The organism is Bilifractor porci (assembly GCF_009696005.1).
Taxonomy (GTDB): Bacteria; Bacillota; Clostridia; order Lachnospirales; family Lachnospiraceae; genus Bilifractor; species Bilifractor porci.
The window spans coordinates 163,133-189,182 of record NZ_VUMV01000006.1 but is presented as its reverse complement, the minus strand read 5'-3'; the positions used below and the strand labels follow the sequence as shown (position 1 = coordinate 189,182).

Genomic DNA, 26,050 nt, shown 5'->3' with positions numbered 1-26,050 from the left:
TGCTCATTCTTGTTGTCGTCGCTAAAGCATCTCCGGTCTCGCATGCTAGCATGCGCCCGGCCCTGCTTTGCGACTGGACCTCCGGGTCATGTATAAGTCCAACGCGCTGCTCCGTTGCTTTCAGCAACTCTCGCATCGCTACAAGAATTCGCATTTCCGTTCCGCCTTCGCGGAACTTCATGCTCATTCTTGTTGTCGTCGCTAAAGCATCTCCGGTCTCGCATGCTAGCATGCGCCCGGCCCTGCTTTGCGACTGGACCTCCGGGTCATGTATAAGTCCAACGCGCTGCTCCGTTGCTTTCAGCAACTCTCGCATCGCTACAAGAATTCGCATTTCCGTTCCGCCTTCGCGGAACTTCATGCTCATTCTTGTTGTCGTCGCTAAAGCATCTCCGGTCTCGCATGCTAGCATGCGCCCGGCCCTGCTTTGCGACTGGACTTATACATTAAAAATCCCGCCGATGACAAACCTGTTACAGATCTGTCAAGGGCGGGATGAATTCTCATTACCCGTGGTGCCACCTTGCTTTGTGTCTCCACACTCTCACGGAATACCAACATATTCCCGGCAACTAACGTATGCCCTACGTCATGGAATACTTGCGCCCTGCGCTTTCCCCATGCCCTCTGCGGTCCATTTGCGAAACAGCGTTCTGCCCGGCTCTCACCTTTCCGGACTCTCTGGAAGTGCCCCTTTCGTTTTATCTCCGCATCAACGGTTTGTTCTCTTAAATTGGCTATATTTTTGCACAAGAAAAAAGAAATGTCAATTACTTTTTTTAGCCCGAAGATGAGCCAAGAGTGCTTGGAGATAAGATTCCACGTGCATGCTCCTTCCTGGGATAAAATAAGGGCATGGACTAAACCATGCCCCGCTCCGGTTACCCGGAGTGACCTCGTCGGTCAAATTATCCTTTCAATCGCGGCCTCGTCGGTCAAAAAACATATTTTTCGTGATGTCTCACAAAAGAGGCTTCTTTCTCTTCTTGTGGTTATAAGTAAACAAGGTCTGTCAACCCATTTCAAGTGATTTTTAAATAATCGTCCCAAACGACAATCACGATAATGTGGCGGTACCTTCTTCCAGTTCATCAGTAATCCCTATCTGGGACTTGCTCTGAATAAATTCCGACCGGTTATTCATCTCCGTCTGCATGCGATCCTGTCCATAAGATTCCGTCAGCGTCTCTCTTGATGAAAAAAAATTCACACACGCCCAAGTTTATCTCCCTGAATTTGTACATCCAAAGACGCAAGCGTCGTCGGAACCATGTCAAGTGTAGAAAACTGACGTTCCCATTCCGGCTTTTCTGTTTCTGCCGCGGGATTGATAACACAAAAAAAGATTTTCTCTGATGTCCCTGACATTCTGTACGAATATTGAAGTATCGGTGTTACAATAACAGTGTGTCAATTATCCAGAAAATTTAAAATGTGGGAGCGAAAAGAAATGGCGGGGAAGAGGAATAATGCAGTTGACATTGCCAGAGGAATTGCAATGTTCAGTATTATGCTGGGACATCTTGGCGTTTTCTCGATAAACCGTGTCGTTTTCACTTATCATCTTCCCATCTTTTACCTGATTTCAGGATTCTTTTTTCACGAAACAAGCGGATCTTATCGTGATTTTATTAAATATAAAGGAAGACGTATTCTCCTTCCATATTATTTTACATGTTTTCTTATTTGTTTGCTGGCTGCCGCCGCTGCTCTTTGGCGCGGTGAAGATGTCGGTCAGAGTTTATCCCGGCAAGTCCTGGCATCCCTGTATGCTGCCGGGGATGGGTATGATGAACCATTTAAGATTTATTCCATAGGAGCAATCTGGTTTCTCTGGGCAACGTTTTGGGGAGAACTTTTCTTGAAGGCTGCCTTAAGAATGAAACAGGGAACCAGAATATTTTTCGTATTCCTGCTCTTTGGGCTTTCAATATGGAGTTACAAAATAATCTGGCTTCCGCTGAGCATTCAGGCCGGGATGTGTGCACTTTTATTTATGTATATCGGCCATATTCTATGTGAGTTCCGCAGCGAAATAAGAACAGTAAAAATCGAATATAAAGTATTTTTTACTGTAATAGCCTTCTTTATGTGGCTCTGGATGGTCAAAAATTTCAAGGCCTTCTGGCTCGTACATTGTGAGATCGGGAATGGTATTGCAGATGTCATCGGAAGTCTGTGCGGATGCTACCTTCTTTACCTGGTTGCTGTATACATTGATAATAAATTTCACCCTTTGTCTCGCCTTCTCTCCTTCTTCGGAAGATACAGCCTCCTCTTTTTGAGCATCCATTTACTTGAAGCATTATTTTTCCCTTATGGGAAATTATATTCCGTTTTTTCGGGAGTCATACCTGCGACGGATGCATCTTGGCTGGTTTTTTTGATCTGCTGCAAATTTATTGTGATCAGCATTGGCGTCCTTGTTATGAGCAGAATTCCTTTTGTTAGAAAGATTTACGGATATGGGAAAGCAATTAAAAATAGTCAATGAGAGTAAGGAAAGAATTGTATATTGGGACATTGTAAAGGGAATTACGATCCTTTTAGTTATACTCGGCCATACTTCCGGAACCCCGGTTTCTCTTCGTGCAGTTATTTTTTCTTTTCATATGCCGATGTTTTTTGTTGCAAATGCATTTTTCATTAAAAAATATGACGTTCGTGATGCTTTTAAGAAATCTGCAAAGTCTCTTTTGAAGCCATACCTGATTATATGCTGTCTGGAGATTTTTTTCGCTGTTCAAAGACAAAGTGACCGGATGGGAAAATGTATAGCTGTGCTTGTTGGACTAAAATCAATGGTCGGAGGAATGAGCAAGATCGGCATAGTCTTTACTTCATTCAATTCCGTCTGGCTTATATGGTTCATCTGCTGCCTGTTCATTTCACGAATGGTATACATTGCTATCAGACAGTTTCTCAACACATTCCCAGGCTGGGTTAGCCTTTGCGCTATTATTTCTCTGGCTTTTGTCGGTTATGGGTTAGGAATTCATCAGTACTTCTTGCCATGGAGCGCTGATGTGGCACTTGCAGCATTGATTTTTATGTGGTTTGGAGATAAACTACATAAAACAGGAATAACTGAAAAAACATATTTTCATTTTATTGCAGCAACGGCATTTTTCGCTTGGATTCTGCTTATAAGTAAGAATTTCTGGATTGAAATGGCAACCAGATCCTACAAAGGCGGGTGGATTTGCATTGTTACCGCAGTCTGTGGCTGCATTGTATGCATAGAGACCGGGAAATTTTTATCAAAATTTAAACTTAGTGCATCTATCTTTTCCTGGTTAGGAAAAAATTCACTGGTTATACTAGCCGTTCATTGCCTTGAATGTATGTATTTCGACTGGTCATCGAACTTTACTTTAGCTGGTGTCAGCGATCGCTACATATGGATATTCCGTTTTATTTTCAGAACAGCCGTTGTCTTGGCGATTACATTTTGCTATGTATTCTGCAGAGATTACATTAAAAAAATGAATTGCGAGACATCAGGCCGCTCCTGATGCCGGATAGTCACTTTCAACACCACAGTTGCCGCTCAACGGTATAAATATAAAATGGATCCGAAAATGCCTGTCCTGAATGAAACATAATAACAAAATTTCTTTAATAATAGTTCCTACAGACTGGTCATAGAACATGTAACTTTCTCTGATGTCAGTGACCGTTACCTATGTTTTGCCCGTTTTGACAGGTTCGCGCTGGGTTTTTACTTCTCCCCACATTGGCAAAGATCAGCATCAGGAACGGATCATACGCTGCCGCTATTAAATGGTGTTCAATGGAACAATGTATTGCTACCACAAGCAGAATAAATACACAGACGTAATCATGATGTTTATAAGCCCGCAGACTGGACAGAACAAAAATGGCAAGTACAGTCAAAAAGACGAGTATTCCCATGCAAAGGAGTACGTTAACATAAGAGATGTCAAGATAAAAATATTCCCTTGACGGATTCACAATACCGCCCGCGCCATACTGTGGAATTTTCTGTCCAAACCATTTTATGTTATATAGATCAAATCCTTTCCTTCCCAGTTCCAGCCGATTGCTAATCCAAGCATTTATCTGTGCCATCCACGATTGAGCGGGAGTATAAAATCTGGATAATATGACCGTAGCAGCAGCAAAAACAGGCATGCAGAAACAACTGCAAAGCACTATTTTTTTCTTGAATTTCTCTCCTCTTTCCCAAAGACTTGTCTTTTGGTGACCAGAGTTTTCATTTGCAATAAGAATATCTCTATGTTGTCTCCCTGCCAACCGAGAAATATCCCGAAAGAATTGAATAAAAAAAGCTCCCAGTCCGAGAATCAGCAGGCATATGGTGGAATTTCTAGCTGCACAGTATCTGTCAACAAACCAGGCAATCCAGAGAATGAAAATACTCTCCCAATACCATATTTTTTTTCGGCTGATCCAAAGCATACAGCAGACAAGAAAAAAGAGATGTGCACTGAAATCCGTCCTGTAGATGCTGCCAAAAGCGTGACTGAGCCATCCGTTTCCGGCATCATAAGTCAGATATGCCACAATTCCCATCATGGAGCAAACATAGGTAACAAGAATAGAAGGCACCTCCACCCAAAGATATACCTTGGCTATTCTGTCGAAGGATACATCTTTGGCTCCCAAAATAAGCAACAGGTAAAAGGCAACATCTCTTTCCCGCAAAACATGCCAGTTTCCGTAAAAGCCAAGAATCACCAAAAATGCGAAGAGGATATCCTGCCACCTCCATTTTTTATCCATCAAGACTTTAACGGCAACCAGGATAAAACCTGTTTTCCGGAGGGTACTGTCAATATTTTCCGGCCACATAATTTTAAACATGGTGGTCAGTATAAACGTATACCAGACGATAACCGCCAGATAACAGAGGTATGCCACCTCCATGGCATTCTGAATCCATCGTCCCTCATGCTTTTTATCCAGATAACATGACAGTCCCATTCTGTATCCTATTGCTCCATTTTATTCATACTGCACAATCTCTTTTCTCCAGGCTTTACTTGCCCTTCATCAACTATAGCGTTTCTATTTGAGTTACAGAATGACCGCACCCAGTATCTGTCCGCCGTTGCTTCTGACTCGACGCACTTCGCTCTCCATATCTTCTGTTCTTGTTTGTCCAGCCTCTTCTAGCACCACAACTTGTTTCACATCATTCAGCCGCAGATAAATATCCGCGCTATGCAAAGCATCGGGACAGAATTCTACGGAAATATCCTTTAATAATGGCGTTAGTTCTTCTACAAAGGACTGAGCCGATTCCTGTCCAAGCGAACTAACCAGCAACACCTTACTCATAGGGTCTGCATTCAACCCGGTTTTCAGGTCTATAGCCGCAGCAGCAGTCCGAATTGCTTCTGCCCTATCCTCAACACCCTCGGTAAATCCCATATGTTTCCTCAGGAATACATCAAATCTGGCCTTGTGTTTCAATGGGTGTCTGTATACAGCAAGTTTCTCCACTCCCAGGAATTTCTGAATATCATCTTCTGTCTTGAGCTTTCCGGATAATGCATAGGAAAGGCAATACCACAGGAGCAGAAGGAAAAAGCCGACCGCAAAACCAATAACTCCATATTTGACAACATTCTTTTTTAGTGATCCTCCTGCTGCAACTTCATCCGTCGTGGGCTCCTGCAGATTATTCTGCATTTTACGCAAATTATCCAGCTGACTCTGTATACTACTCATAGAGGAATTAAATGCGTCCTGTAAAGATGCCACACTTACATCACTGCAGACCTGCACTGTCCCTGAAGGCGTAACTATCTGACTGGAAGCCTCGTCCGCCGTATCTGTGCTGCCATTGGTATTTTCCATAAGCAGCTGAATCCTATGTTCCCCGGCTGCTTCTGTCACCTTTTCCTGCCAGCTGTTCATATTTTCTTTGACGTAATCAGTAAGATCGTTAACCAGCTTTTCGCTGTCTCCGACAACTTTTATTGTAAGCACGGACCCTGTCTGATCTACGTCTGCAAGTATTAATTCCTTCAGATATCTGGTATCCAGATCTTTATCTTCTCCGGTGTAATTTTTCATCGTATCGGCTTCTAGCAGCGCAAGATACGCATTGGCAACCCCTGAATACGATTCTTCCGTATTGCCATTGGAATCAGGAATAACCACAGTGGAATTGTTACTTCCATTCTCCGTCTGGATGTAATAAATCAGTGTGTTCTTCTTCAGATTATAAGGATTCAGATTCATCAGAATAGAATAAGCCTTATACTCTGCATTTTTTTCTGTGGTATCCAGCAAGGACTGAATGGAATAATCCAGCGATGCTTTGGACACCTTATATTGCTGGTTTTCATCCTGCAGATGATCCTGATGCTTGTCCCTGGTTACCTCTGCAGAGGACGAACTGACAGTAGAAACAATTTCTTCCAGATCGGTCTGATCTGTTCCGGTGCTCCTGTATCCTTTTACGGCCTTACCGCCGGCAAATAACAGCCCGAAAACAATGCCTGCCAGCAGCAGCAATCTCCAGTTTTTCAACCCGTTGTAAAGCATCAGCCGGATACTGATTTCTTTTTCATCCTCGTCGTAGACCTTGTTCTCTTCCATCATAATTTATCCTCTTACTCCGAACCCTTTCCGCTAAAAACGACCCCGATGGTACGCGCCAGTATCTTTGCGTCCTCCGCAAGACTCCAATTACAAATATACTGTACATCCAGGTTGACCACATCTTCAAAATTTGTGATGTCACTTCTGCCACTTACCTGCCACAGCCCCGTGATCCCTGGTTTCATGCCCAGCCGTGCTCTATGTCTGGGCGAATACTGCTCCCACTCGTCCACCGTTGGCGGTCTGGTGCCTACCAGGGACATATCTCCCTTCAGAACATTCCAGAACTGCGGGAATTCATCGATCGAATATTTTCGAATAAAATGCCCGGCCGGAAAAATTCTGGGATCGTTGTCCATTTTAAACATAAATCCGTCCATCTTGTTCTGTTTCATAAGCTCTGCTTTCCGCGCATCCGCGTCCGGATACATTGAGCGGAATTTATACATTTTAAATTTTCTTCCGTTAAGGCCAACTCTCCACTGAGAATAGAATACCGGCCCTGGCGACTGTATTTTAATGACAGGGGCAAAAATAAGAAAAAGAATACCGGTAATCGCCAGACCAACCAGTCCCCCCAGGATATCCACCATTCGTTTTACCAGGAACTGTCCGTCGGAAAATGGACGGATATTGGTCGTAAGAACCGCCCTTCCTCCCATGTACTCTGCCTTTTGGTTGGGGAGATCCCCCCACAGCCGGAACATACTGATATGCAGGGTAACCCCGGTAATAATCAAATCCTGAATGAGACTGCGGTTTTTTTCCAAATCTGACACATTAAGAAGGACATCATCCACCACATGCTGCTTCATATAATCAAAAATATGATCCGTATTACGCAGGATGGTAACTGCATCACTACCGTCTGGAAGATGAATCTCGCTATCCTCTGCAGATGTGATATCATCTACAATCGCCACGCAAGTAAGTGTATACTGATCTTCAATTTCCTTCGCAATCCTGCTTATCTCTTCATCTGCATGAGCTTTATCCGTGATCAGGACAAGACTGGAACGCCTGGCTCTGGCTGCCAAATGCTTTCGCAGCCACCTCTTGTACAACTGGCGCACAAATAACGCGGCGATGCTGCCAAAAAACCAGACAAACAGAAAAATACCTCTGGAAAATTGCGGTCCCAGCTGCATCATATACTGATACAGCATTAAAAGAGCCACAATAACCGTCACATATTCCACAGAGGCTAAAGCTTCCCGTAGAAAATGTCTCTTTAAAATATCGCGGTAAAATGGAGCTCCAAAAATACCGGCTACAAGCCCCAGAAGCAGCAAAACTACAAATGTACTTTTATATATGGGAATAAGGAGCTGATCCCGCCCCAGCCAGAACCGGACACAGAGAAAGTATACAATTTCCACTGTGGCCACATCCAGAAGAATAAAATCCAGATGTTTCCACCACCTAAGATTATTGGACATTTTACATACCTGATGCAATTAGATTAACAATTGGTTAATTTTATCATGGATGCATAGCACTGTCAAAAAGCCAAGATGTGGTTATCATATGAAGAATTTCACATCTTATAAATTTTCTCAAAGCTCACCTTATCTGTGATCCCGAATTTCTTATAACATCATTCCCGGTTTCCGCATAATGTGCCGCAAACTATATGCCGATATTACCGCCGCCGTATATCGTTACTTTCATATTGTAATTCTACTGCTGGTTCCACTTCTATTACTCTGTCAGTTGCTGCGGCAGAACAACACCCTCTGTCTGCCACCACAGAAAAAAGTCTGCATTGAAAGAACTACTTCGAACAGAACACGGAACATCAAGAGATACATTCCTATATGAAATACTTCTCCTTACAGAAATTATATTCCACGTCTTTGCCTTCGGCCTGATCCATCAGTTTCATGGCAAAGTAGACATCGTGAATCGCAATCCCATAATTGTAAATAAGAATACGCTCCTGCTGATTTATCCTGCCTTCTCTATTGCCGTTCAGCACATCCGTGACATTCGCCAGAGAGCGGAATTTATCAAAATATTTAAATCCGCGGATCTGTTCAATCTCATCTGTAAAGACCTTGTCGAAGAACAAATCACAGTTCTGGAATCCCATTGTGCAGATCGGAATGACTGTAACCCCTTTCTTGAAGCACTCATCTCCGGCAAAATTCTGTGTGGCCTTTGTGACAGCAGAAATAATCATATCTGAATCGGTAAAAACTTCTTTGTAAGTGTCACAGAGCATAAAATGCACGTTCTCTGCATCCCTAAACCTTTCTTCAAACCGTTCCTCCTGCCCGTGATGCTTATAAAGTTTTACGATAAGGCTCCTCTCCTGCCCATCTGCTTTCATCTTTGCAAGCAGCGTCTCGAAGCAGACCGTCATGATATTACCAAGACCGAGTAATCCGATAGTACTGAAGCCTTTCTTTCCGAAAAGCAGAGCGGAATGTGCTGCAGCCGCACCGGTACGAAGTGTCGTGATATACTCTGCATCCATAACGGCCTTTAGAATTCCTGAGTCAGCTTCATAAATGAGCATATCGCCCATCATGACACTGCGCTGTACCCCCACTTTGTCGTGGCGTCCTATCATCTTGACCATTGCCACATTCTCCGGCTCGTACATGGCAGGCATGATATTAAAATAATCGCCGTCAGCCTGACTAATCCTCGGCTTTGGTGGACAAGCAAATTCAGACTTGTGCACCAAGGCGTCTTCTACCCAATCACACCATACTGCCGGATCCATTGCCCTCGCGGCTTTTCTCACAGATTCAAAATCGATAATCTTCATTTACATTTGCTTCCTTATATGCCGTCTGTCGGATATCGGTCATACTCCGGATCCGAAAAGATACAGAAAATCATAGGAAAGTCCTGACCTCTTCCTTCATCGCTGCTACAAGCCTATCATCATCTTCTTTGTCCCTGACTGCCAGCCGCAGATAATTTCTGCCATTCGTCTTTGTCGTGAGTTCCTTGATCAGAAGGCTGTGTTTTGTGAGCAACTTCTTTAAAAGCTTCTTCGGTGAAATCTTCTTATCGAGCTCGACCATCACAAAATTCGCCTGTGAAGGGATGACCCGAACCCCAGGTATCTCCGCAAGTTCACCCTGAAATCTTGCCCTCTCTGCCCGGAACTTTACAAGAGCAGCCGAATAGTCCTTTTTATATTTCTCCTCGATCTGCATGTAAAACTCAGCAAACGAGTTGATGTTCCAGATCGCCACATTCTTCTTCATGAAGGCAATCAAGTCCGTATCGCCGGAAGCAAGAACTCCAAGTCGAAGTCCCGGAACCCCGTATGACTTGGAAATGCTCTTCATTACATACAGATTCTTGTACTTATTCAGAATCTCCTGATCGATGAATGTGTTATTTTCCTCATCAGAGAAGTCCGCAAATGATTCATCAAGGATCAGGTTGATTTTCTTTTTCATACACCAGTCAATCAGCCGCAGCAGGTCCTTCTTTGGAATATAGTTTCCGCTCGGATTATCCGGGTTCACAACTACAAGGTTCTTGATTTCCTTATCGCCAAAATAATCCATCAGATCATCCACCGAATAGTTGTAATCTCTATTGTCCGGCGTGAAGTCCACGGACTCCGCCCGATCATACCTGTGCGGATACTCATCAAATGTCGGCCTGACAAATCCGGTCTTGCCATTGATTCTCTCCATCAAAGATTTAATCAGCTCAGCAGCTCCGTTACCGACCAGAATATTCTCCTGATGGACGCTGAAGTTCTTCGCCGCAAGAAGGCTATTAACCCGCATTCCGGAAGGATAATCCCGAAGTAGCGTGTCAAAATTCGCTTTGATCTCATCGACCAGTTTCTGTGGCGGAAAGTATGGGTTGACAAGATAGCAGAAATCGAGAAGTTTCGGATATCTCCAATAACCTCCGTAACGGCTCTGCAACAAGGCAACCTTCTCATCCTCATCCGGTGTAAAAATCGATGTGGCGATATCTAGATCCTGAATATCATCGATCTCATACCACTTCTGTCCATTCAGACGCTTCGCCTTGATCACCGGGTCATCAAGCATGGTGATCACCCGTAGAACCTGCTCGTAATATTCATTCTCTCCCAGTGCTTTCTGATACGCATCAAGAAATGGGACATAATGCGTCTTGCTGAAATCTCTACTGAATTTGTAAATATTCACTGTTTTATAATAGTCTTTAATTTCATCGAACTTAAATTTTTTCCCTGGGACAAACGCTTCAATGTTATCGTCCTTATCAAGTTTGACACAGGTTCCGTCCATCCAGGACTCGTACTTATCAACAAGTGCCAGTGTCGGGCGCGGGTCTCGCACAAGAGAGTCAAGAACAGAATCCTCAAAAATAAGGTCAGACTCAAACAGCAGTGTGTCGTCTTCGCACAGATAATTCGATGCCAGCGACAGCGAATAAATGTTATTCGTCTTGTCATATATAGGGTTGTCAATAAAAGTGATTGGTGTGGTAATTCCGAGTGTCGCAATATACTCCTTCAGTTTTTCCCGTTCATATCCGACGACAATCACAATACGTTCAACATTCTGCTTCTGGATTTGATGAATCATACGGTCAATGAGGCTTACGCCATTCACCTTCACCATGCATTTTGTATTATTCTGTGTCAGTTCTTTAAGCCGTTTTCCCATACCAGCCGCGAGTATTATAGCCTGCATTAAGTTTTCCCCACTTTCTCTTTAAAAAACTAATATTTAAAAAAATGATCTCCGCTTCTCTTTGAACATCCACCCAATCATACAAATTAGCCGGTTCTCCTCCCAGCAGATTTTGTGTCTAATAATAATTTCATTTTATGCCTTCCATTTGATACCAATAGTGTCCAGCACACGCCTAGCTGAATTACCATCTGAATATGTGTGATAATTCTTCATCACTGCATGTCGCTCACCAATATATTTATCGATTCCATCGGCTATTTCAGATAGACTATCTTCCAATTCTTTCTGATTATAAACATGATATCCCTTCATAAAATCAATGGCATTTTCAGGGAAAAAGCCACGTGATTTGCGATAGTCTTCGTAATCATCAAGAGTAAATACAATAGGTTTATCTTTTAAAAGAAAATCAATCGAGATAGATGAATAATCACTGATCAATGCATCTGCCATATCTATAAACTGATATAGCTGCACCCCCATTTTGTGAAGATCTTCATCTCTCACCAGAAGAATGTTTTCAAAATAGCTTTGAAATACCGGAAGTTCTGCCTGCAGGTGATGCAGCTTGAAAATCAAAAGTAGATTCCTTGTTTTCAGGAAATCAGAGAACTCCTGAAGACTATCCTTTGTCTCGAAGATCGGAAGTCCTGTTTGGTTCTTAATATAATCCTCTGAGAGAGATTCATTATATGATTGACGGAACGTAGGCATCCAGAAAATCACTTTCTTATAATGCGCTAAATGCCATTTCTGGTTGATTTTCTCTCTTACTTTCGCATTGGACTGGAAGAAATAATCCAACCGTGGATATCCAGTGATAACTGCTTTTTCTTCTGGCTCCTGCCAGTATTCGGACATACCCTTCGCAGAAATATGTCCAGTCACAGTAATCATATCATAATGCGTCAGATCATTTGTAGTAAAACCACCTTTGGCAGCTTTATATCCCCATCCATGAGAAAGATAAATAACCTTTTGTTCCTTCCTCTTTATCAGAGGTGCTAGCAAATTGCAGTGATCATAAATATACCACTTGCACGTAGCCAGTACTTCAGCCCATCTCTTATCAACTTTCTTTGGCAACTTCTGAACAAATTCTGTATTTGGAAAATCCTCAGGATTCTTCTGTTGCAGTGTTTTTGCTTCTTCTACACGATCTACAAGCCATGCAACATGATACTTTTTTAGATAATCATTGTGACGCATATAGTCATACAGCGCGAATGCATTATCAGACAGATCGCCCTCACTCTCCATTACAATAAGCTGTTCATCCATCCGCCTGTGCTTCTTATAATAGTAGAAGCACTTATTATTGATAGCCACCGCTGCATGAAGCTCGACTACCTTCATTGAACCCACCAGTCCATGTTTTTTTATCTTCTGTAGAATATTGCTTTCCATCTTCCCTTCCTGTTATCTATGCAATACATTCCTAACCATCAGTCCGATATCTTTAATATACATGATGCAAATAACTACGAACAATCCAACCAGAATCCCATATAGCGGAATTGTTGCATCAACAAACAGCAACACAATAGATTGAACCGCCAACAAAATATAGGAAATAATATCTCTGATGAAGTTGATTCTCAGCTTAATGTATTTCCTTGACTGTACAAGCCGCACGGCATACACTTCAACGTAGCACACAGTTGTTGCAATGGCTGCACCAAGGGCTCCTAAAATCGGTGTGAAAACGAGATTCAGAATAATATTGGTAACTGCTCCTATTGCTGTGGAAGTTGCGTAAATCTTAGAATCCTTGACCGCTGTAAAGAATCCACCGATATATCCGGACATGGCACCAAACAAAATCGCCATTGTGAGCCAAGGGACATATCTCCATGCCACATAAAAATCCTTCGCATATAGGAATTTTGCAAGAATTTTATCTAATACAATAATGGCCGAGCAAACAATCGTCATCGTGCAGTTGTATGCTCTATATGTATTTGCAAAAAATCCACTCTTATCTTCCGGATCGTAGTCCTTTACAGCAGATAAAGCCCAGGCCTGATTAAAAATTGTCTGGAATACATTCAGAATAGATGGAATCTTTGATGCAACAGAATAAACACCGTTAGCAGCCACACCACAGAAAAAAGTGACCACATATCTGTCTGATGCATTGTTGACCCACCAGGCAATGCTATTCGCGATAAGTGGTCTAGAATAATCCAGAAGCTCATTGGACTCTTTCTTATACTTTCGTGTCAAATGAGTGTCCCGGAACATATGTGCTCTAGTTGCAAGCCAGATACATTGAACAAGCGGCCCAACAATATTTGCAAGAAAGTATCCGATCAATCCCCATCTAAAACCGACCAAAAACAGAATATTACAGCCGATTGTCACAGCAGATGCAACGACACTCGATATCGAAAGATCTCCAATACGGTCAATCCCTCGAATATAAAACGGTACAATACCACCCAACGCCTGTACAAAAAACATCAGGAAAAAGAAAATAGCGTAGGTCTTTAACATGGAACTAACCCCAAAAATTCCATTCACACCAAGACCTACTGCAGTAATAGCACTGCCAATCAGTAAATGCCGAATCCCAACTGTGACAATTGCTTCCCTGTTATAATCCTTTTCCATCGCAAACCGAAGCATTCCTTCCTGCACATTAAGCGTCAGAATAGGAAGCAATACTCCAACTGTTGTATTAAAAAGATCATAGATACCATAATCAGCTGTTGTAAGAATACTGGTATATAAAGGTACCAGAAAAAAGCTCAGCAACTTCGTAGCGAAATTGCTTAACGTCAACAGTCCTATATTTTTTGCTAAATATTTGTATTTGCCTTGTTTTCTCATTAGTCTTTATTTATCATTTCGTCCGAGCCAACACTTCATATTTCTGAAATTGCTTCTTCCGGAGCGCTTTCTCTATTTCTTCGTTCATTTCGCTATGCTGATCCTTGAAATACTTATCCAACAGCGTACTCTCCAGTACAAATATTGCCTCTCTTACATTCTTAGGCTGGTTCTTAGTCCTTGACCAGTTCATTATACACTGACGAAGGAAATACTCATACGCTTGCTGATCATACTTTACCCCGAACAGCGGAAACTCGCGAAGACACAGTGTTGTAATGTAATAACTCTCTACGCTCCGTCTTGATCCACTGCTCTTTGCTGTGATACCATCTGGATTTAGTCTATAGCCATAAACCACGTCGGGAATGACTTTCGAGCTATATCCTACTCTATAAAGTATAAAAGATATCGGTGTATCCTCAAACCAATATCCTTCTGGAAACTGGAAATGCTCCAGTACATCTGCCTTAAAAAGCTTACCCCAAGGATAACCTGAGAGCCGATGCGCATCTTGCGGCGTATTCCCACCAGATTGTGTAAATGTATACCACCCGCCTTGAATTATATCCTTGTCGTCAGCCTTATCTAGTAGTGCTTCGATTGCGCCTTCTGTCATAATATCATCAGCATCTAGAAAAGTGACATATCTACCCTTCAAGATTCTCAATGCTGCATTCCTCGCACCAGAAAGTCCTTGATTCTCCTGGTTAATTACTTCTATCCGATCAGGATATTTTTCCTGATAAGACCTGGTGATATCCAGAGTATGATCTGTGGATCCATCATTCACTACTGTTACAAGATAGGAATAATGAGTACTCTGTATCAACACCGATTCCAGACATTCATTTATGTATTTCTCAGCATTGTATGCAGGAATAATGATCTGCAGATCATACTGTAGATTCAATATATTGTTAGCTACACAAGTTGTAGATGGATCAGGTGTGAAGTCAGTAAGAATCTGCTTCGCCACTGTCATTGTCATGTGCGAACGAGATACATGCAATGGTGCAGTAGCGTGATATATAGTTTTAAGAGTTTTCTTTAGTGTCATTTTCAAATCCTCATTTGCCCATCGCTCTCATCACACCCGATAAACCCTGTGTTTTGATTTTATTAATAACCCTGAAAGGCAGCGAAACAATTCTCTTCATTTTATATTCCGCCGAATCTGTTCCCTTGCTGCATCTTTCAATCTTAACTATCAATTCCTCAAGGCCACTATGCCATGTTGCGCTGAAATGATGGATCGATCTTGTATTCTCGGTGAACGTGACTTTCCCAGTCATATAGTTTATCGGACAAAAATATTCTGGAGGATATATATATACTCCATTAATATACTCAATAGAGCCATCTCCCTGGAATCCATGTTTTCTGAGAATATCCGATGTTCTTGTCACCACTGTCTCTTGATTGATACTGCCATCCAAATTCAAAAAATGCTGTGTGCTATAGTAATCAAGAACTTCCTTATAAAGCACTAAGCCAGGCATTGCTGCAAGGCCAAGGCCAGGATTACATTCACTTTTTGAATTGCTTTCCCTTCCTGCTTCTTCTCCCATAAATGGGCCTTTCTTCAGCAGATCATTCAGAGATTTTATTATTTCAACATCTGTGTCAAAATATAAGCCACCATATTTATAAAGAATCCAAAACCGTGCATAATCACTCACAAATGCCCATTTTTTTTCTTTATATGCTTCTTTCACATAATCACAACAATTTAAATCAAAGTTGGATTCATTCCATTCTATAATTTTATAGTCAGGGAAAAATTTTTTCCAAGATGAGATACATTGCTTAGCGCTATCTGGCATTGGACTGCCCCCAAACCAGCAATAATGAATTATTTTGGGAATATAACTTTTACTGCTCATATTGTATGACTCCTTTTTCAACACAAGGATCATATGCTGTTAAATAAAAGAGTGGAAAGTTCAATAATATATTTGTAAAACCAGTTTCCATAAAAGCATATATTGCTAACGTAATTGTTGCAGCTAATATAACATTATTCTTATTACGATATTCCTTTAAAATCAAAAAAATATAAATCACTATATACAATATTGTTGGAATCAATCCCATTACTAAAAGGATAATAGTATATGTCCCATCAATAGTTGTGTTTATATTTCCCTGTTGAATTATTTCATTATAGTCAATATGATTATGCATCTGAATGTTTTGTCCAAATAAGCTGATTTTATTTTTATCAAACGCATACCAATTTAAAAAGATTCGATTATTAAAAAAGCGATTTAGAAGCTGTACAAAACCACTAGTCGTAAAATTAATAGCTGTTATATATGTGAATGCAATCAAAAATGGTACTAATAATACTGCCAAAAGCTTCCCATTGAAATGAACTTTTTTCATTCTTTTATCAAATATTTTTACCAATAGATAGAATGCTAAGACAGAAATTGTCGCCGTTCTAGATTGTGTGAAAAATAGTATAAAGAGAGAGTATATGAATGACTCTATGAATTTAGGACAATCTGTTTTCCTTGTAAAGCAATTATATAGAATAAACAGATATGCAATATAAAAACCCAGTTGGTTTTTATGACCAAATCCCAAATAAAAACCATTGGTAATTTCAATCGAAAGATTTAACGTTATCAGTCCTAATATGACACCTATAATAAAAACAATTATACTCGCACCAAAGATTATTTTAAATATATCTTTATAATCACGTTTGTACATTGCAAACATCCAAACACACATCTGGAAAAGTGCTGACATTTCACTAAAAAAATAACCTACTAAAAATAAACTAGATAACAAAATAAAGCAAATTACTTGGATAGAAGGCATCTTTTTTTTCAGCAATATAAAAAAAATAGTAACATACACCATCATAGTAATAAATGATGATCCCATCTCATAGAAATGAGAATCAGACATTAATGAAAGTTTACCCATAAAAGATACAAACGCAAAAACGAAAATAACAATTGACAAAAAATCAACTTTGCTATGATTTTTTTTTATTTGGAATGATCCCTGCATTTACCATATTCTCCTACATTTGTATATTGGTACCACGTCAATTATTCGTCTACTCCTAATGCCATGAATAGAGTTACTAAATTGGAAAAAATTAGCAAATTAACTGTAGAAGAATAAATAACCGTAACGACTCCAGATAATATACCGTTACATTGGGAGGAAAAGGATAAAATATACTCTTACTAATGCTTTTCCCATATCAACCTTCAACCCGCTTATTCCAAAAAAATACAAGTATCTTTAACGGGAAACGAATTAATATCAAATTAATTACTATAATTTTTCTGTGTTCAAGATAAGGGTTATTTCTTATATACTTTTTTTCCTTTTTTAATCTCTCAATCAAGCCACGTGTAACGATTCGATCTTCTTGAGTTTTTGAAAATTTTGCTGACTCTAAAACAAATGACAACAACACCTTAATTTTTAACGTATGTGCCTCTAGTACTAAGTCATTTATGTCTTCAGTATACTGTATGATTTGATCACATATATTAAGAAGAACGAGTTTTTTAGTGCTAAACCTCGAATGAACTATGCTCTCTGATTTTTGGTAGTAATTATATTTGGGGGCTCCACAAAACACAACTTTTCTTGCTTCTAAAAAAGTTGGTATCCCAACCGCAGCATCTTCATAGATTTTACCAACCGGAAACCGTATATGATTAAAAACAATTCTTTTATACAACTTCGTACATACCATGAATTGAAATTTTCTTTGAATGAGAATCTCTTTCAATGCCTCGTGCTGATTAAAAACAAAGTACTCATTTTCTTTCCCATATGTTCTTACTTTCCCTGAATCCCAAATCATTCTATAGCCTATGATTGCTATATCAGCATCTTCTCGCACCGCTGCGTTGTGCAATGTTTCAAGAAAATTATCATCTACCCAGTCATCAGAATCAACAAAGGAAATAAAGTCGCCACCCGCAACATCTAAACCAAAATTACGCGCATCAGACAAGCCGCCATTTTCCTTATGAATGACCTGAATTCTTTCATCTTTTTTCTTATAAGCATCACATATTTCTGGGCAACAGTCAGGGCTACCATCATCAACAAGAATAATTTCCAGGTTTCTATAAGTTTGTTTACGTACGCTTTCAATACAACGCTCTATTTCACGTTCAACTTTATATACCGGAATAATAACGCTTATTTTATCTGCTTGAACATCCATGTTTAAACTTTTCTTCCTTAGATATCTATTCAATGTAACTTACTTTATATCTATACCACACTGTTTTTTATGAAATACCTGAATAATATGTCCACTCCAATAACACAATACTGCCCGATTTACGCCATCTAAGATTTTCTCATCAATGCCTGCACCGGAGTCTGATTCAACTACAATCCCTAATAGGTACTCCATGACTCTTTATTGTTTTCTCTTATCCTGAAAGTTGTAGTTTGCAGCAAAGGAATCACATATTAAACTCGTTTACAAGCTAACTCTAAACATTTTTGCAGTAGATAGATCAACTATCGCCAAAATTCTCAGTACAGCGATTCTGAAAAATCAATTTAATCCTTAAAATAGGATTCAATACAATAAACTCGAACTACCATTGTAATGAAGCTATTCTGATTTATATTCATACTTATTTAAAATATAGCCTTCTGTTGCGCATTCCTTAGGTATTATTTTACCGGGATTTCCAAGAACAATACTGTGGGCAGGAACATTAAAATTCACATACGCTCCTGGTGCAATCAAACAGTCTTTCCCTATATTTATGCCTCCCACAATTACCGAGTTTGTACCAATCCAAACTTCATCTCCTATTATCGGAGTTCCCATTCGCTTTCCACGACTTTGTGAGCCAATCAATACACCATTAAGTAATGTAATATTTTCTCCTAGTTCTGCTAATGGATTAATTACCACGCCACCAATATGCTCAATTCTCAATCCCTTCCCTATTTTTACTTTTGCAGGCACATCCATGTTATATTTTATTTCCATATGCTGATAGATTAATCGCCAAAATAGAAACAAAAGTTTATTACGATCTCGATAATGTTCGCAATGACGTTTAACATAAACGAATCTAAATTGAGGTAATGCAAATATATGTTTTTTCCCATGCCAACGAAATTTATCCGCTTTTATTTTTTCAATCATAATACGTTATAATTTTTAATAATTGTTTGTCATTTAGTGATTTTTTTCACAACCTTACTCGTTTGTCTCTAACCTGTATCAAAATTAGGAACGTCTCAAAGTTTTTCATTCCCTTATGGACTCACTTGACTCCAAGATTTATTCTGAAAGAATGTATTCATCTTTCCCATACTGATCGGTATTAAACATTTTACTAAAAGTTCCATAACTTTACTATCAAATACATAACGTTCCTGAGTTTTACTGTCTGCTCAAGCTATGATCAACTGCATTCGAATTAATGGTAAAATCTTAAGTTTTCATAGTCTTCTTTCTCACAATTCAAATTAAAAAATGCTTTATTATTGTTTCTGCTTCATCATATTATAAATCCCAATAATTTGCTTATAATTTTTATCTGGCAAGAATTTATTTTCATAATCACTTCTGGCATAATTACCCATCATTTCTGCCTTTTGCGAATCATTCCAAAGTAACTGCACTTTATCAACAAAATCGCCTTTATTTCCCAGTTCAAACTTAAATCCGTTTTTACCATTTTGAATTGCTTCAACAGAAAAGCCAAGATTTGTTGCCACTAGAGCTTTTCCTAGAGATTCAGACTCTATTTCTACCATAGAGCACCCCTCATACCAAATCGAAGGAAACACAACGAATTGGCTTCCCTTTACTATCTTCAGACATTCGTCATGCTGGGTATATCCCAAAAAGTAAACATTATCATGCCTGTCCGCCCAACTGTTAAATTCATCTTCTAAAGGACCGGATCCCATAACAACAAGCGGAATATTTAGATTCTCCCATGCGTTCATTAAGAACCGAATTCCTTTTTCTTCACCGATTCTTCCGTAATACACAACATATTTCTCTGGAATATCTGTTCTCGCACTTGCCCTTTCAACTTTGGTATCAGAAACAAAATTATACTTCTTTACTATTTTTTGGGGGGCAAACCCAATATCTTCTAGAAGGCGAATCTGATTATCATTTAAGCAAATATATTTATCAATCTGATCATAAAAAGTCCGTCTTCGACGATGATAGTAAAATATATTTGCGATAATAAAGCTCTGCAGCTTTGAGCCTTTAAAACAGCCATACTTGCACATACGAAAATAATGTCCGTCTCCACAATCGTTACAAAGTTTGGCATCTCTTAGCGACGTTGCACATGGACAAATAAATCTTGTATCATGTAAAGTTACTATCACTGGTACATTCAATCTTTTTGCAGCATAGAGAATCGATGGGGATAAAAGCGGAAAAAAAGTATGCACATGCACAATGTCTGGCTTCTCCCTTTTAATGAGTTCCTGTATCGCACGATAATGTTTAAAGGACCAGAGCATAGCAAATGTTTCCTTAATTTTTTTTATTTTTCCCAATTTGTCAAAATCATCATTGGAAACCGTATATCGAACCACTTTGTTTCCGTGTGACTCCAAGAGTGCCGTCTCAGATTTAAACACCTGGTCATCACCGCTTGCCGAACCAGTCCTATGAAAATTATGAATCGCCAAAATCTTCATGTTTATTTTACCCCAAACACCTCTTCATATTTGTCAGCAATAAGCTGCCAGCTATAAGCATCTTTAATGCGTTGCTTTGCTTTTTCTCCAAATTTTTCAATCTCATTATTATTCATTAGTTCCACATTATTGATTAGCTCAGATAAATTACCTTCATCTTTATCCCAATACAGAGCAGCATCTTGACCAACTTCTTTATTAAAGTTAACATTTAGAAGAAGATTCAGCTTTGTACTGCTAAGAGCCTCAAGCAAGCTGGGGTTTGTCCCTCCAACAGAATGTCCATGTATGTACGCATAAGCATTCTCCCGTATCTTTTTCAGTAATTCCTGATCATACACTGTCCCAACAAATTTAATCCGGGGATCTTTACTAAACTTCAGATTCTTATCCAGCTCATTGAGGAAAGCATCATTTTTTGTTGTAATAATAGCCAGATCTTTCTTACTTCCACTCTTCATAAATTCACGAATAATAGTCTCAAAATTATTTTCGGGAACAAAACGCCCCACCAAGAGATAATACCCCCTGGGTCTGAGTTCCTTATTGTTTAACCATCCAGTGAATTTTGAATTGCCATCTTGTAGAATGCTCGGTTTGATGTCCGCGCCATATGCAATGAACGTCGTTTTAGGATTGAATTTTCCATACTCTTTTTTTATGTACTTCTCAATACTAATAGAATCACAAATAAGAAGATCTGAGCGTTTAACCATACTCTTTTCAGATTCTTTCCAATACCATCTTACCGGCTTGGACCATTTTGCTCTCATCCACTCATGTCCATCTGGGTTTACAAAAACCTTTCCTCCCAGTTTATGAACCTGATCAACATACTTATGCATAAATGGACCGATCCTGCATGCCAGAATATAAATAATGGAGTGCCGTATATGATACCTTTTAATAAATGCAATACACCATCTTAACGCAGCAAGATCATAGTAAATGGCTTGCGCTGCTCCTATTTTCTCCGGAATATGAATCTTGAAACAATCTGCATGGTGGTATTCAAATTGCCTTTCATTAATTTGTTTCACATCACAAAGTTTTGTTTCATCCATATATCCACTGCCGTTTTCCTTGCAGGCAATGTGGTATTTGATTTTTGGATTGTTCTGATGACATTCCGTTAACTTATCAACAAAAGTTTCGTACCCGCCATAATTTCCAAGGCCTTTAGAACCTATAATAAAGACATGCTGTCTTTGATTATTTCCCATTTATTTATACTCCCAGCCATTTGCCACCATATATTAGCCTATTTGTTTATTCTCCCATCTTTAAGGCCTACCTAATCTGAAGACACTCTTCCATTTTCCAGAATATAACCAGAGCCATCATAGAAGTAGATCATAGCCTTATCTACTTTTTCTGTCTTTTGAGAGCTTTCCCATATTTTTATATCTTCCTTTGCAATCACATCTTTACTTGGAACAAATACCATACTAATTTTTTGTTCCAAGTCATCCCTTAGCGGAAATGTTGTCCTATACGGGGTGAATGTTTGCTTATCTCCTTCCCTGATCAGCATTGGGGTATAGGTTTGGTGTACTTCCTGTCCTTTAAAAATCACCACCCCTACCTCATACATATTGGGGCTAGTAGAAACAGAGAAGATAGACGCATCGGGAAGGGAAACCAAGGTGTTTTCACCATCCCAGACATAGCTGTAGGCGCCGTCAATTTTGGGAGCGCCATCCAGAAGCTGATACTGGCCTTCGGAAAGCACAACATTGCCATATCGTAAATGTACATCCTCTTCATTGTTTACGCCATCTACTCTCACAGAAAAATCCGGATTTACCACAACCTGGAAACCACTATATTCGCCTGACTGCAGCGAACTGATAAGCAAATTATCGGATTCTCCATGGGAATAATAGATTTGTGGATGAGACAGATATTCCCAATATCCGGGATGTCGTTTTTCCAGTAATATTGTCTGATCAATTTTCTCAGCCGCCGCCTTATTCGTCATTACAAAAAATAAAGCGCCTGCAAGTAAAACAGCTATGACGGCCTGCAGCATGATCCGAAACCAGCTGTTACGGCGTTCCTTTGTTTTAACCTGTCCTTCCTCTAATGTATTATCCATAATCGAAAGTCCCCTGAGCCTCCTGGTCTTTAAGCGGCCGAAACTTATTCTTCTGTTTTTTCATGAAAAGCAGTAAAAAAGTCTGTTCCCGGCTGCACGGTCATTCCCATTCTATGATTAACCGCATCGTGATACGCCATATTCAAAACATGCATTCGATAAGTTTCCCTGTGCGTGACTGCATGAATCCGTTTGGCAGTCCAGCTCCACCATGGACGGAAATATTTTACCAACACATTCTTCCCATATTTACGGTCAAAATAGAACTGATTGCGGAGAAGATAGTAATCTTTCCAGGTGGAATCCGGCGGAGTAACCGTTTCCTGCCTGGCACGGTCTGCCAGCTTTCTGTGCAGTATTGCTGATGGTATATAGCGAAGTTCCGTCACTTCACCCGCACGATGGGCATAATCTGTATCATCATACATAATAAAATACCCCGGATCGGGACCGCCTATTTGCTTCACCACAGACATTGTGATCAGCGGGCCTTCCAACGGCATATCCTCCACGCGCAGATAATCCGTCTTGATCTCAGTGCTTGCGACTCTCTTTTTCATCAATCCCAGGCGATGTAAAAACGGGTTGGTAAGATTATACTCTGTAATCGCATAATCATCCCAGTTTTTATCCTGTCTGGAGGGGATACAGACCTGTGCTGTATGATCCTGATATAACAGAAGCTGCTCCAGGCAGTTTTTCTCCGGCTCCACATCATCATCCATCACCCAGACACAATCATACGGAAGTTTTTCCGCAATCTTGAATGCACGGGAAAAGCCACCGGATCCGCCGGTATTTTTTGAGCTGCGGAAATAATAGATCTCCATATTGTTCCATCTGCTGTTTACTGTTTCGTCAGGAATCGTTTCTGATATGACTTTCTTCTCGGCCAGCATTTCTGCGGTTCCGTCTGTTGAATGATTATCAACCAGTACAACGGCAGATACCGGATATGTCTGTATACATAGCGAATTTAAAAGCTCCATCAGCAGCTTTTTCCTGTTATAAGTAACCAGAACAACGCAGACAGTTCTCTTCTCCGTCATACTTAAATTCTCCCGCTTTCTAAAAGCTCACAGCCAGAAAAGACTGTGTTCCAGTAGAAAGAGTTTTTACAGGCCAAGACCTTTTCTCTCTTTTCTATTATTTTTTCTTTGGACAACTGTTTGATGAATCTATTCCATCCTGTCATCTGTTCAATGAACACGCATTGATATTTTTTATTTACAGAATCCACTTCTCTTACCGGCGTAGACAGCACCGGAACACCGGCGGTCAGATAAAAAGACAGCTTTGTCGGATAAGCAATATTGTAATAAAAGCGGCTGTCATCATAAGGAATCAGACCGACATCGCAAAGAGAAACAAAAGCATGCGCCCTGTCCTCCGGAAGACTTCCTATCCAAATAATATTTGTCCGATTTGTTTCTTTCAAGAATAAATCAATCCATTCCCCCTGCGTTCCCAAGAGGAATAAGACATATTTACTGTCTTCCGGGAACTGTTGAATCATCTGCTCAATCATTCTTCCCCTGTTAAGCGTTCCCGCATAAACAAAACGAAGTTTCTGACCTTCAGATAATTCCTTATACTGGCTTTGGGCTGAAATTATTTCTGCTTCCTTCAGGGGCTGTGCCCCATTATAACAGACACGGCATCGTTCTGGAATGGCATGGTATTCCCGGACCGCGTACTCCATCATAGCCTCAGAAGCAAAGATATACCAGGCATTTAGCGCAAACAGTTTTTGCTGTATTTTCCTCGTATATCTATGACGGAATTCCGGAAGTTCCAGATCTTTTGACTGTTCGTATTTCAAATCACAGACATCGAAAACCGGCATAACCCCATGAAATTTCTGCGCATAGCAGATACTTTTAAAGAAAAGAGTTGTCAGGATTCTGGATGGCAGATCTCTTTTTAACAGCGGTATTCCAAAATGCGCATATAGAAAAAGCAATTTCCGGTTTTTGGCTGTAATATTTGTTTTTAACACAGTCAATGCCGCCGAAACAGAAGAAGAGGGGAGAACCACACTCTCCCACTGCCCGGACTTCATCAGAAAATTATAATAACCTCTGTCCCTGCTAAGCCCCCCTTCTTTTACCTCTCCGGCGCGCCCCAGCAGCTTAGGATAGATATTGATGAATAACCCCTTCAATTTACGGTTCTCCTGTTACGAATTTCTTTAAATACACTGGTGAAAAACACCCATCATATTGATAATCAATATCCTCAGGCTTTTTTACCCAGTTCCAGTCTATCTCCGAGGCGTCCTGAAAACAGCGCATGAAATGGCTGTTGTAAAAGGGCAGCTCCTTCAGATGACGGTTATTGGTCAACAGTTTTTTATTATAAACAATCGCTTCAAAATAGCGAATAGACTGTGCCTGCTGTCCTTCCTGCAGTATTTCCAGAATACAATTTGAGGCTTTGACCCTGCTGACCACTTCCGGATAGGATATTCTGTTTTTCAGATAGCTTAGTTCCCCTCCTGCACTGGGTTTATCTGAAACTACATCAAACCGGCACTCCGCGCCCGCGTTTTTCCCACTTTTTAATACATCCAATACCAACGTTTCCCGGTTTCCTTTATTATAACCGGAATAATACAAGTCTGCCCGCCGGGAATCCTGTCTTACAAAATCAAAGGATGAGTAGTACGTGTAGCCGAACCAGGTAAAGCCATACTCCTTTGCGTCATACTTGTCATAGGTGAGGACTTTTTCCCACACAGGGCTGAACAGTTTTCTTCTCACCAGCTGCATATGGGGAGATTCCGCATGCATGGAATCTGTCACCAGTGCATAGAGCTTAACATTGGCATGTCTGGCACGAAAACGCAGTAAATAATGAAGGGAGAACTTTGCTATGCTGGTAGTAGGAATGACTATGTGGTAGATGTCATCTGCCTGATACGGATATTGCTCCAGGTTCCCCCACACGCCCAAAAAATCCCCGGGAACTATCCTGTTCAGACGATAACTAAGAGCAGCTTTTTCTATAACCCCGGCCGGACCTGCAGGCAATGTTTTGTGAGAAGGCAGAAATTCGATTTGATGCTGTCGGCCTGCTGTCGCCGCCATATCGCGGAAAATCCCTTCCCTGTCCTGATTGATATACGAAAAGATAAATTTTTCTGCCACAAATATAATCTCCTTTTAGC

At 40.3% G+C, this 26,050-nt stretch carries 21 protein-coding genes; 2 read left to right on the top strand and 19 right to left on the bottom strand.

What is annotated here, in order from left to right; all coding sequences use genetic code 11:
- The coding region (locus FYJ60_RS12485) for a hypothetical protein (protein WP_205839049.1) at positions 1–412 on the bottom strand (412 nt) is incomplete at its 3' end.
- A 1,020-nt stretch (positions 413–1,432) separates the two neighbouring features.
- Between FYJ60_RS12485 and FYJ60_RS09510 the strand changes: the two genes are divergently transcribed.
- Both FYJ60_RS09510 and FYJ60_RS09505 read left to right on the top strand, forming a co-directional pair.
- Positions 1,433–2,494: an acyltransferase family protein gene (locus tag FYJ60_RS09510; RefSeq protein ID WP_154458447.1), complete on the top strand. Its 1,062-nt coding sequence runs from the start codon at positions 1,433–1,435 to the stop codon at positions 2,492–2,494.
- Positions 2,466–3,515 (top strand): acyltransferase family protein, encoded by a 1,050-nt coding sequence (locus FYJ60_RS09505; RefSeq protein WP_154458446.1) that lies wholly within the window; start codon positions 2,466–2,468, stop codon positions 3,513–3,515. The genes FYJ60_RS09510 and FYJ60_RS09505 overlap by 29 nt, the downstream gene beginning before the upstream one ends.
- Before the next feature lie 154 nt (positions 3,516–3,669).
- Here the strand turns inward: FYJ60_RS09505 and FYJ60_RS09500 are convergent, their stop codons facing one another.
- The 18 genes from FYJ60_RS09500 to FYJ60_RS09415 form a co-directional block, all read right to left on the bottom strand.
- On the bottom strand, positions 3,670–4,968 hold the full coding sequence (locus FYJ60_RS09500; RefSeq protein WP_154458445.1) for a hypothetical protein: 1,299 nt from the start codon (positions 4,966–4,968) through the stop codon (positions 3,670–3,672).
- 93 nt (positions 4,969–5,061) lie between these two features.
- Complete coding sequence (locus FYJ60_RS09495) at positions 5,062–6,597, bottom strand: hypothetical protein (protein ID WP_154458444.1); 1,536 nt, start codon at positions 6,595–6,597, stop codon at positions 5,062–5,064.
- Positions 6,598–6,608: 11 nt separating this feature from the next.
- The gene (locus FYJ60_RS09490) at positions 6,609–8,036 is read right to left on the bottom strand and encodes a sugar transferase (protein WP_154458443.1); all 1,428 of its coding nucleotides are present in this window, start codon (positions 8,034–8,036) and stop codon (positions 6,609–6,611) included.
- Positions 8,037–8,410: 374 nt separating this feature from the next.
- The gene (locus FYJ60_RS09485; protein WP_154458442.1) at positions 8,411–9,373 is read right to left on the bottom strand and encodes an ornithine cyclodeaminase; all 963 of its coding nucleotides are present in this window, start codon (positions 9,371–9,373) and stop codon (positions 8,411–8,413) included.
- A 70-nt stretch (positions 9,374–9,443) separates the two neighbouring features.
- Entirely contained in the window at positions 9,444–11,261 is a 1,818-nt protein-coding gene (locus FYJ60_RS09480; protein WP_154458441.1) for an aminotransferase class I/II-fold pyridoxal phosphate-dependent enzyme, read from the bottom strand.
- A gap of 135 nt (positions 11,262–11,396) precedes the next feature.
- Positions 11,397–12,671, bottom strand: coding sequence for a CDP-glycerol glycerophosphotransferase family protein (locus FYJ60_RS09475; RefSeq protein ID WP_154458440.1), 1,275 nt, complete (start codon positions 12,669–12,671; stop codon positions 11,397–11,399).
- Positions 12,672–12,683: 12 nt separating this feature from the next.
- Positions 12,684–14,096, bottom strand: a complete 1,413-nt coding sequence (locus tag FYJ60_RS09470; RefSeq protein WP_154458439.1) for a lipopolysaccharide biosynthesis protein — start codon at positions 14,094–14,096, stop codon at positions 12,684–12,686.
- A 13-nt stretch (positions 14,097–14,109) separates the two neighbouring features.
- The gene (locus FYJ60_RS09465; protein WP_154458438.1) at positions 14,110–15,156 is read right to left on the bottom strand and encodes a glycosyltransferase family 2 protein; all 1,047 of its coding nucleotides are present in this window, start codon (positions 15,154–15,156) and stop codon (positions 14,110–14,112) included.
- A 10-nt stretch (positions 15,157–15,166) separates the two neighbouring features.
- Complete coding sequence (locus FYJ60_RS09460; protein ID WP_235903380.1) at positions 15,167–15,982, bottom strand: glycosyltransferase family 32 protein; 816 nt, start codon at positions 15,980–15,982, stop codon at positions 15,167–15,169.
- On the bottom strand, positions 15,972–17,123 hold the full coding sequence (locus FYJ60_RS09455; protein WP_154458436.1) for a hypothetical protein: 1,152 nt from the start codon (positions 17,121–17,123) through the stop codon (positions 15,972–15,974). Before FYJ60_RS09455 ends, FYJ60_RS09460 begins: the two co-directional genes overlap by 11 nt.
- Positions 17,124–17,322: 199 nt before the next feature.
- Positions 17,323–18,306, bottom strand: a complete 984-nt coding sequence (locus FYJ60_RS09450; protein WP_154458435.1) for a glycosyltransferase family 2 protein — start codon at positions 18,304–18,306, stop codon at positions 17,323–17,325.
- Between the two features lie 402 nt (positions 18,307–18,708).
- A complete protein-coding gene (locus FYJ60_RS09445) occupies positions 18,709–19,254 on the bottom strand; it encodes a serine acetyltransferase (RefSeq protein WP_154458434.1) in 546 nt (181 codons plus the stop codon).
- A 341-nt stretch (positions 19,255–19,595) separates the two neighbouring features.
- Positions 19,596–20,783 carry a glycosyltransferase family 4 protein gene (locus FYJ60_RS09440; RefSeq protein ID WP_154458433.1) on the bottom strand — a complete coding sequence of 396 codons (1,188 nt, stop codon included), beginning with the start codon at positions 20,781–20,783 and terminating at the stop codon, positions 19,596–19,598.
- Positions 20,784–20,785: 2 nt separating this feature from the next.
- Complete coding sequence (gene cps2T / locus FYJ60_RS09435) at positions 20,786–22,006, bottom strand: beta 1-4 rhamnosyltransferase Cps2T (RefSeq protein ID WP_154458432.1); 1,221 nt, start codon at positions 22,004–22,006, stop codon at positions 20,786–20,788.
- Between the two features lie 71 nt (positions 22,007–22,077).
- Complete coding sequence (locus FYJ60_RS09430; protein WP_154458431.1) at positions 22,078–22,881, bottom strand: hypothetical protein; 804 nt, start codon at positions 22,879–22,881, stop codon at positions 22,078–22,080.
- 44 nt (positions 22,882–22,925) lie between these two features.
- The gene (locus FYJ60_RS09425) at positions 22,926–23,930 is read right to left on the bottom strand and encodes a glycosyltransferase family 2 protein (protein ID WP_154458430.1); all 1,005 of its coding nucleotides are present in this window, start codon (positions 23,928–23,930) and stop codon (positions 22,926–22,928) included.
- 2 nt (positions 23,931–23,932) lie between these two features.
- Entirely contained in the window at positions 23,933–24,703 is a 771-nt protein-coding gene (locus tag FYJ60_RS09420) for a glycosyltransferase family protein (protein ID WP_154458429.1), read from the bottom strand.
- Positions 24,704–25,046: 343 nt separating this feature from the next.
- Positions 25,047–26,030, bottom strand: a complete 984-nt coding sequence (locus tag FYJ60_RS09415) for a hypothetical protein (RefSeq protein ID WP_154458428.1) — start codon at positions 26,028–26,030, stop codon at positions 25,047–25,049.
- Between the last annotated feature and the right edge of the window lie 20 nt (positions 26,031–26,050).

Coding starts and splice junctions, on each gene's coding strand:
- FYJ60_RS09510 (WP_154458447.1), top strand. CDS start 1,433: ATGTGGGAGCGAAAAGAAATGGCGGGGAAGAGGAATAATGCAGTTGAC.
- FYJ60_RS09505 (WP_154458446.1), top strand. CDS start 2,466: ATGGGAAAGCAATTAAAAATAGTCAATGAGAGTAAGGAAAGAATTGTA.
- FYJ60_RS09500 (WP_154458445.1), bottom strand. CDS start 4,968: ATGGGACTGTCATGTTATCTGGATAAAAAGCATGAGGGACGATGGATT.
- FYJ60_RS09495 (WP_154458444.1), bottom strand. CDS start 6,597: ATGATGGAAGAGAACAAGGTCTACGACGAGGATGAAAAAGAAATCAGT.
- FYJ60_RS09490 (WP_154458443.1), bottom strand. CDS start 8,036: ATGTCCAATAATCTTAGGTGGTGGAAACATCTGGATTTTATTCTTCTG.
- FYJ60_RS09485 (WP_154458442.1), bottom strand. CDS start 9,373: ATGAAGATTATCGATTTTGAATCTGTGAGAAAAGCCGCGAGGGCAATG.
- FYJ60_RS09480 (WP_154458441.1), bottom strand. CDS start 11,261: ATGCAGGCTATAATACTCGCGGCTGGTATGGGAAAACGGCTTAAAGAA.
- FYJ60_RS09475 (WP_154458440.1), bottom strand. CDS start 12,671: ATGGAAAGCAATATTCTACAGAAGATAAAAAAACATGGACTGGTGGGT.
- FYJ60_RS09470 (WP_154458439.1), bottom strand. CDS start 14,096: ATGAGAAAACAAGGCAAATACAAATATTTAGCAAAAAATATAGGACTG.
- FYJ60_RS09465 (WP_154458438.1), bottom strand. CDS start 15,156: ATGACACTAAAGAAAACTCTTAAAACTATATATCACGCTACTGCACCA.
- FYJ60_RS09460 (WP_235903380.1), bottom strand. CDS start 15,982: ATGAGCAGTAAAAGTTATATTCCCAAAATAATTCATTATTGCTGGTTT.
- FYJ60_RS09455 (WP_154458436.1), bottom strand. CDS start 17,123: ATGCAGGGATCATTCCAAATAAAAAAAAATCATAGCAAAGTTGATTTT.
- FYJ60_RS09450 (WP_154458435.1), bottom strand. CDS start 18,306: ATGGATGTTCAAGCAGATAAAATAAGCGTTATTATTCCGGTATATAAA.
- FYJ60_RS09445 (WP_154458434.1), bottom strand. CDS start 19,254: ATGATTGAAAAAATAAAAGCGGATAAATTTCGTTGGCATGGGAAAAAA.
- FYJ60_RS09440 (WP_154458433.1), bottom strand. CDS start 20,783: ATGAAGATTTTGGCGATTCATAATTTTCATAGGACTGGTTCGGCAAGC.
- cps2T (WP_154458432.1), bottom strand. CDS start 22,006: ATGGGAAATAATCAAAGACAGCATGTCTTTATTATAGGTTCTAAAGGC.
- FYJ60_RS09430 (WP_154458431.1), bottom strand. CDS start 22,881: ATGGATAATACATTAGAGGAAGGACAGGTTAAAACAAAGGAACGCCGT.
- FYJ60_RS09425 (WP_154458430.1), bottom strand. CDS start 23,930: ATGACGGAGAAGAGAACTGTCTGCGTTGTTCTGGTTACTTATAACAGG.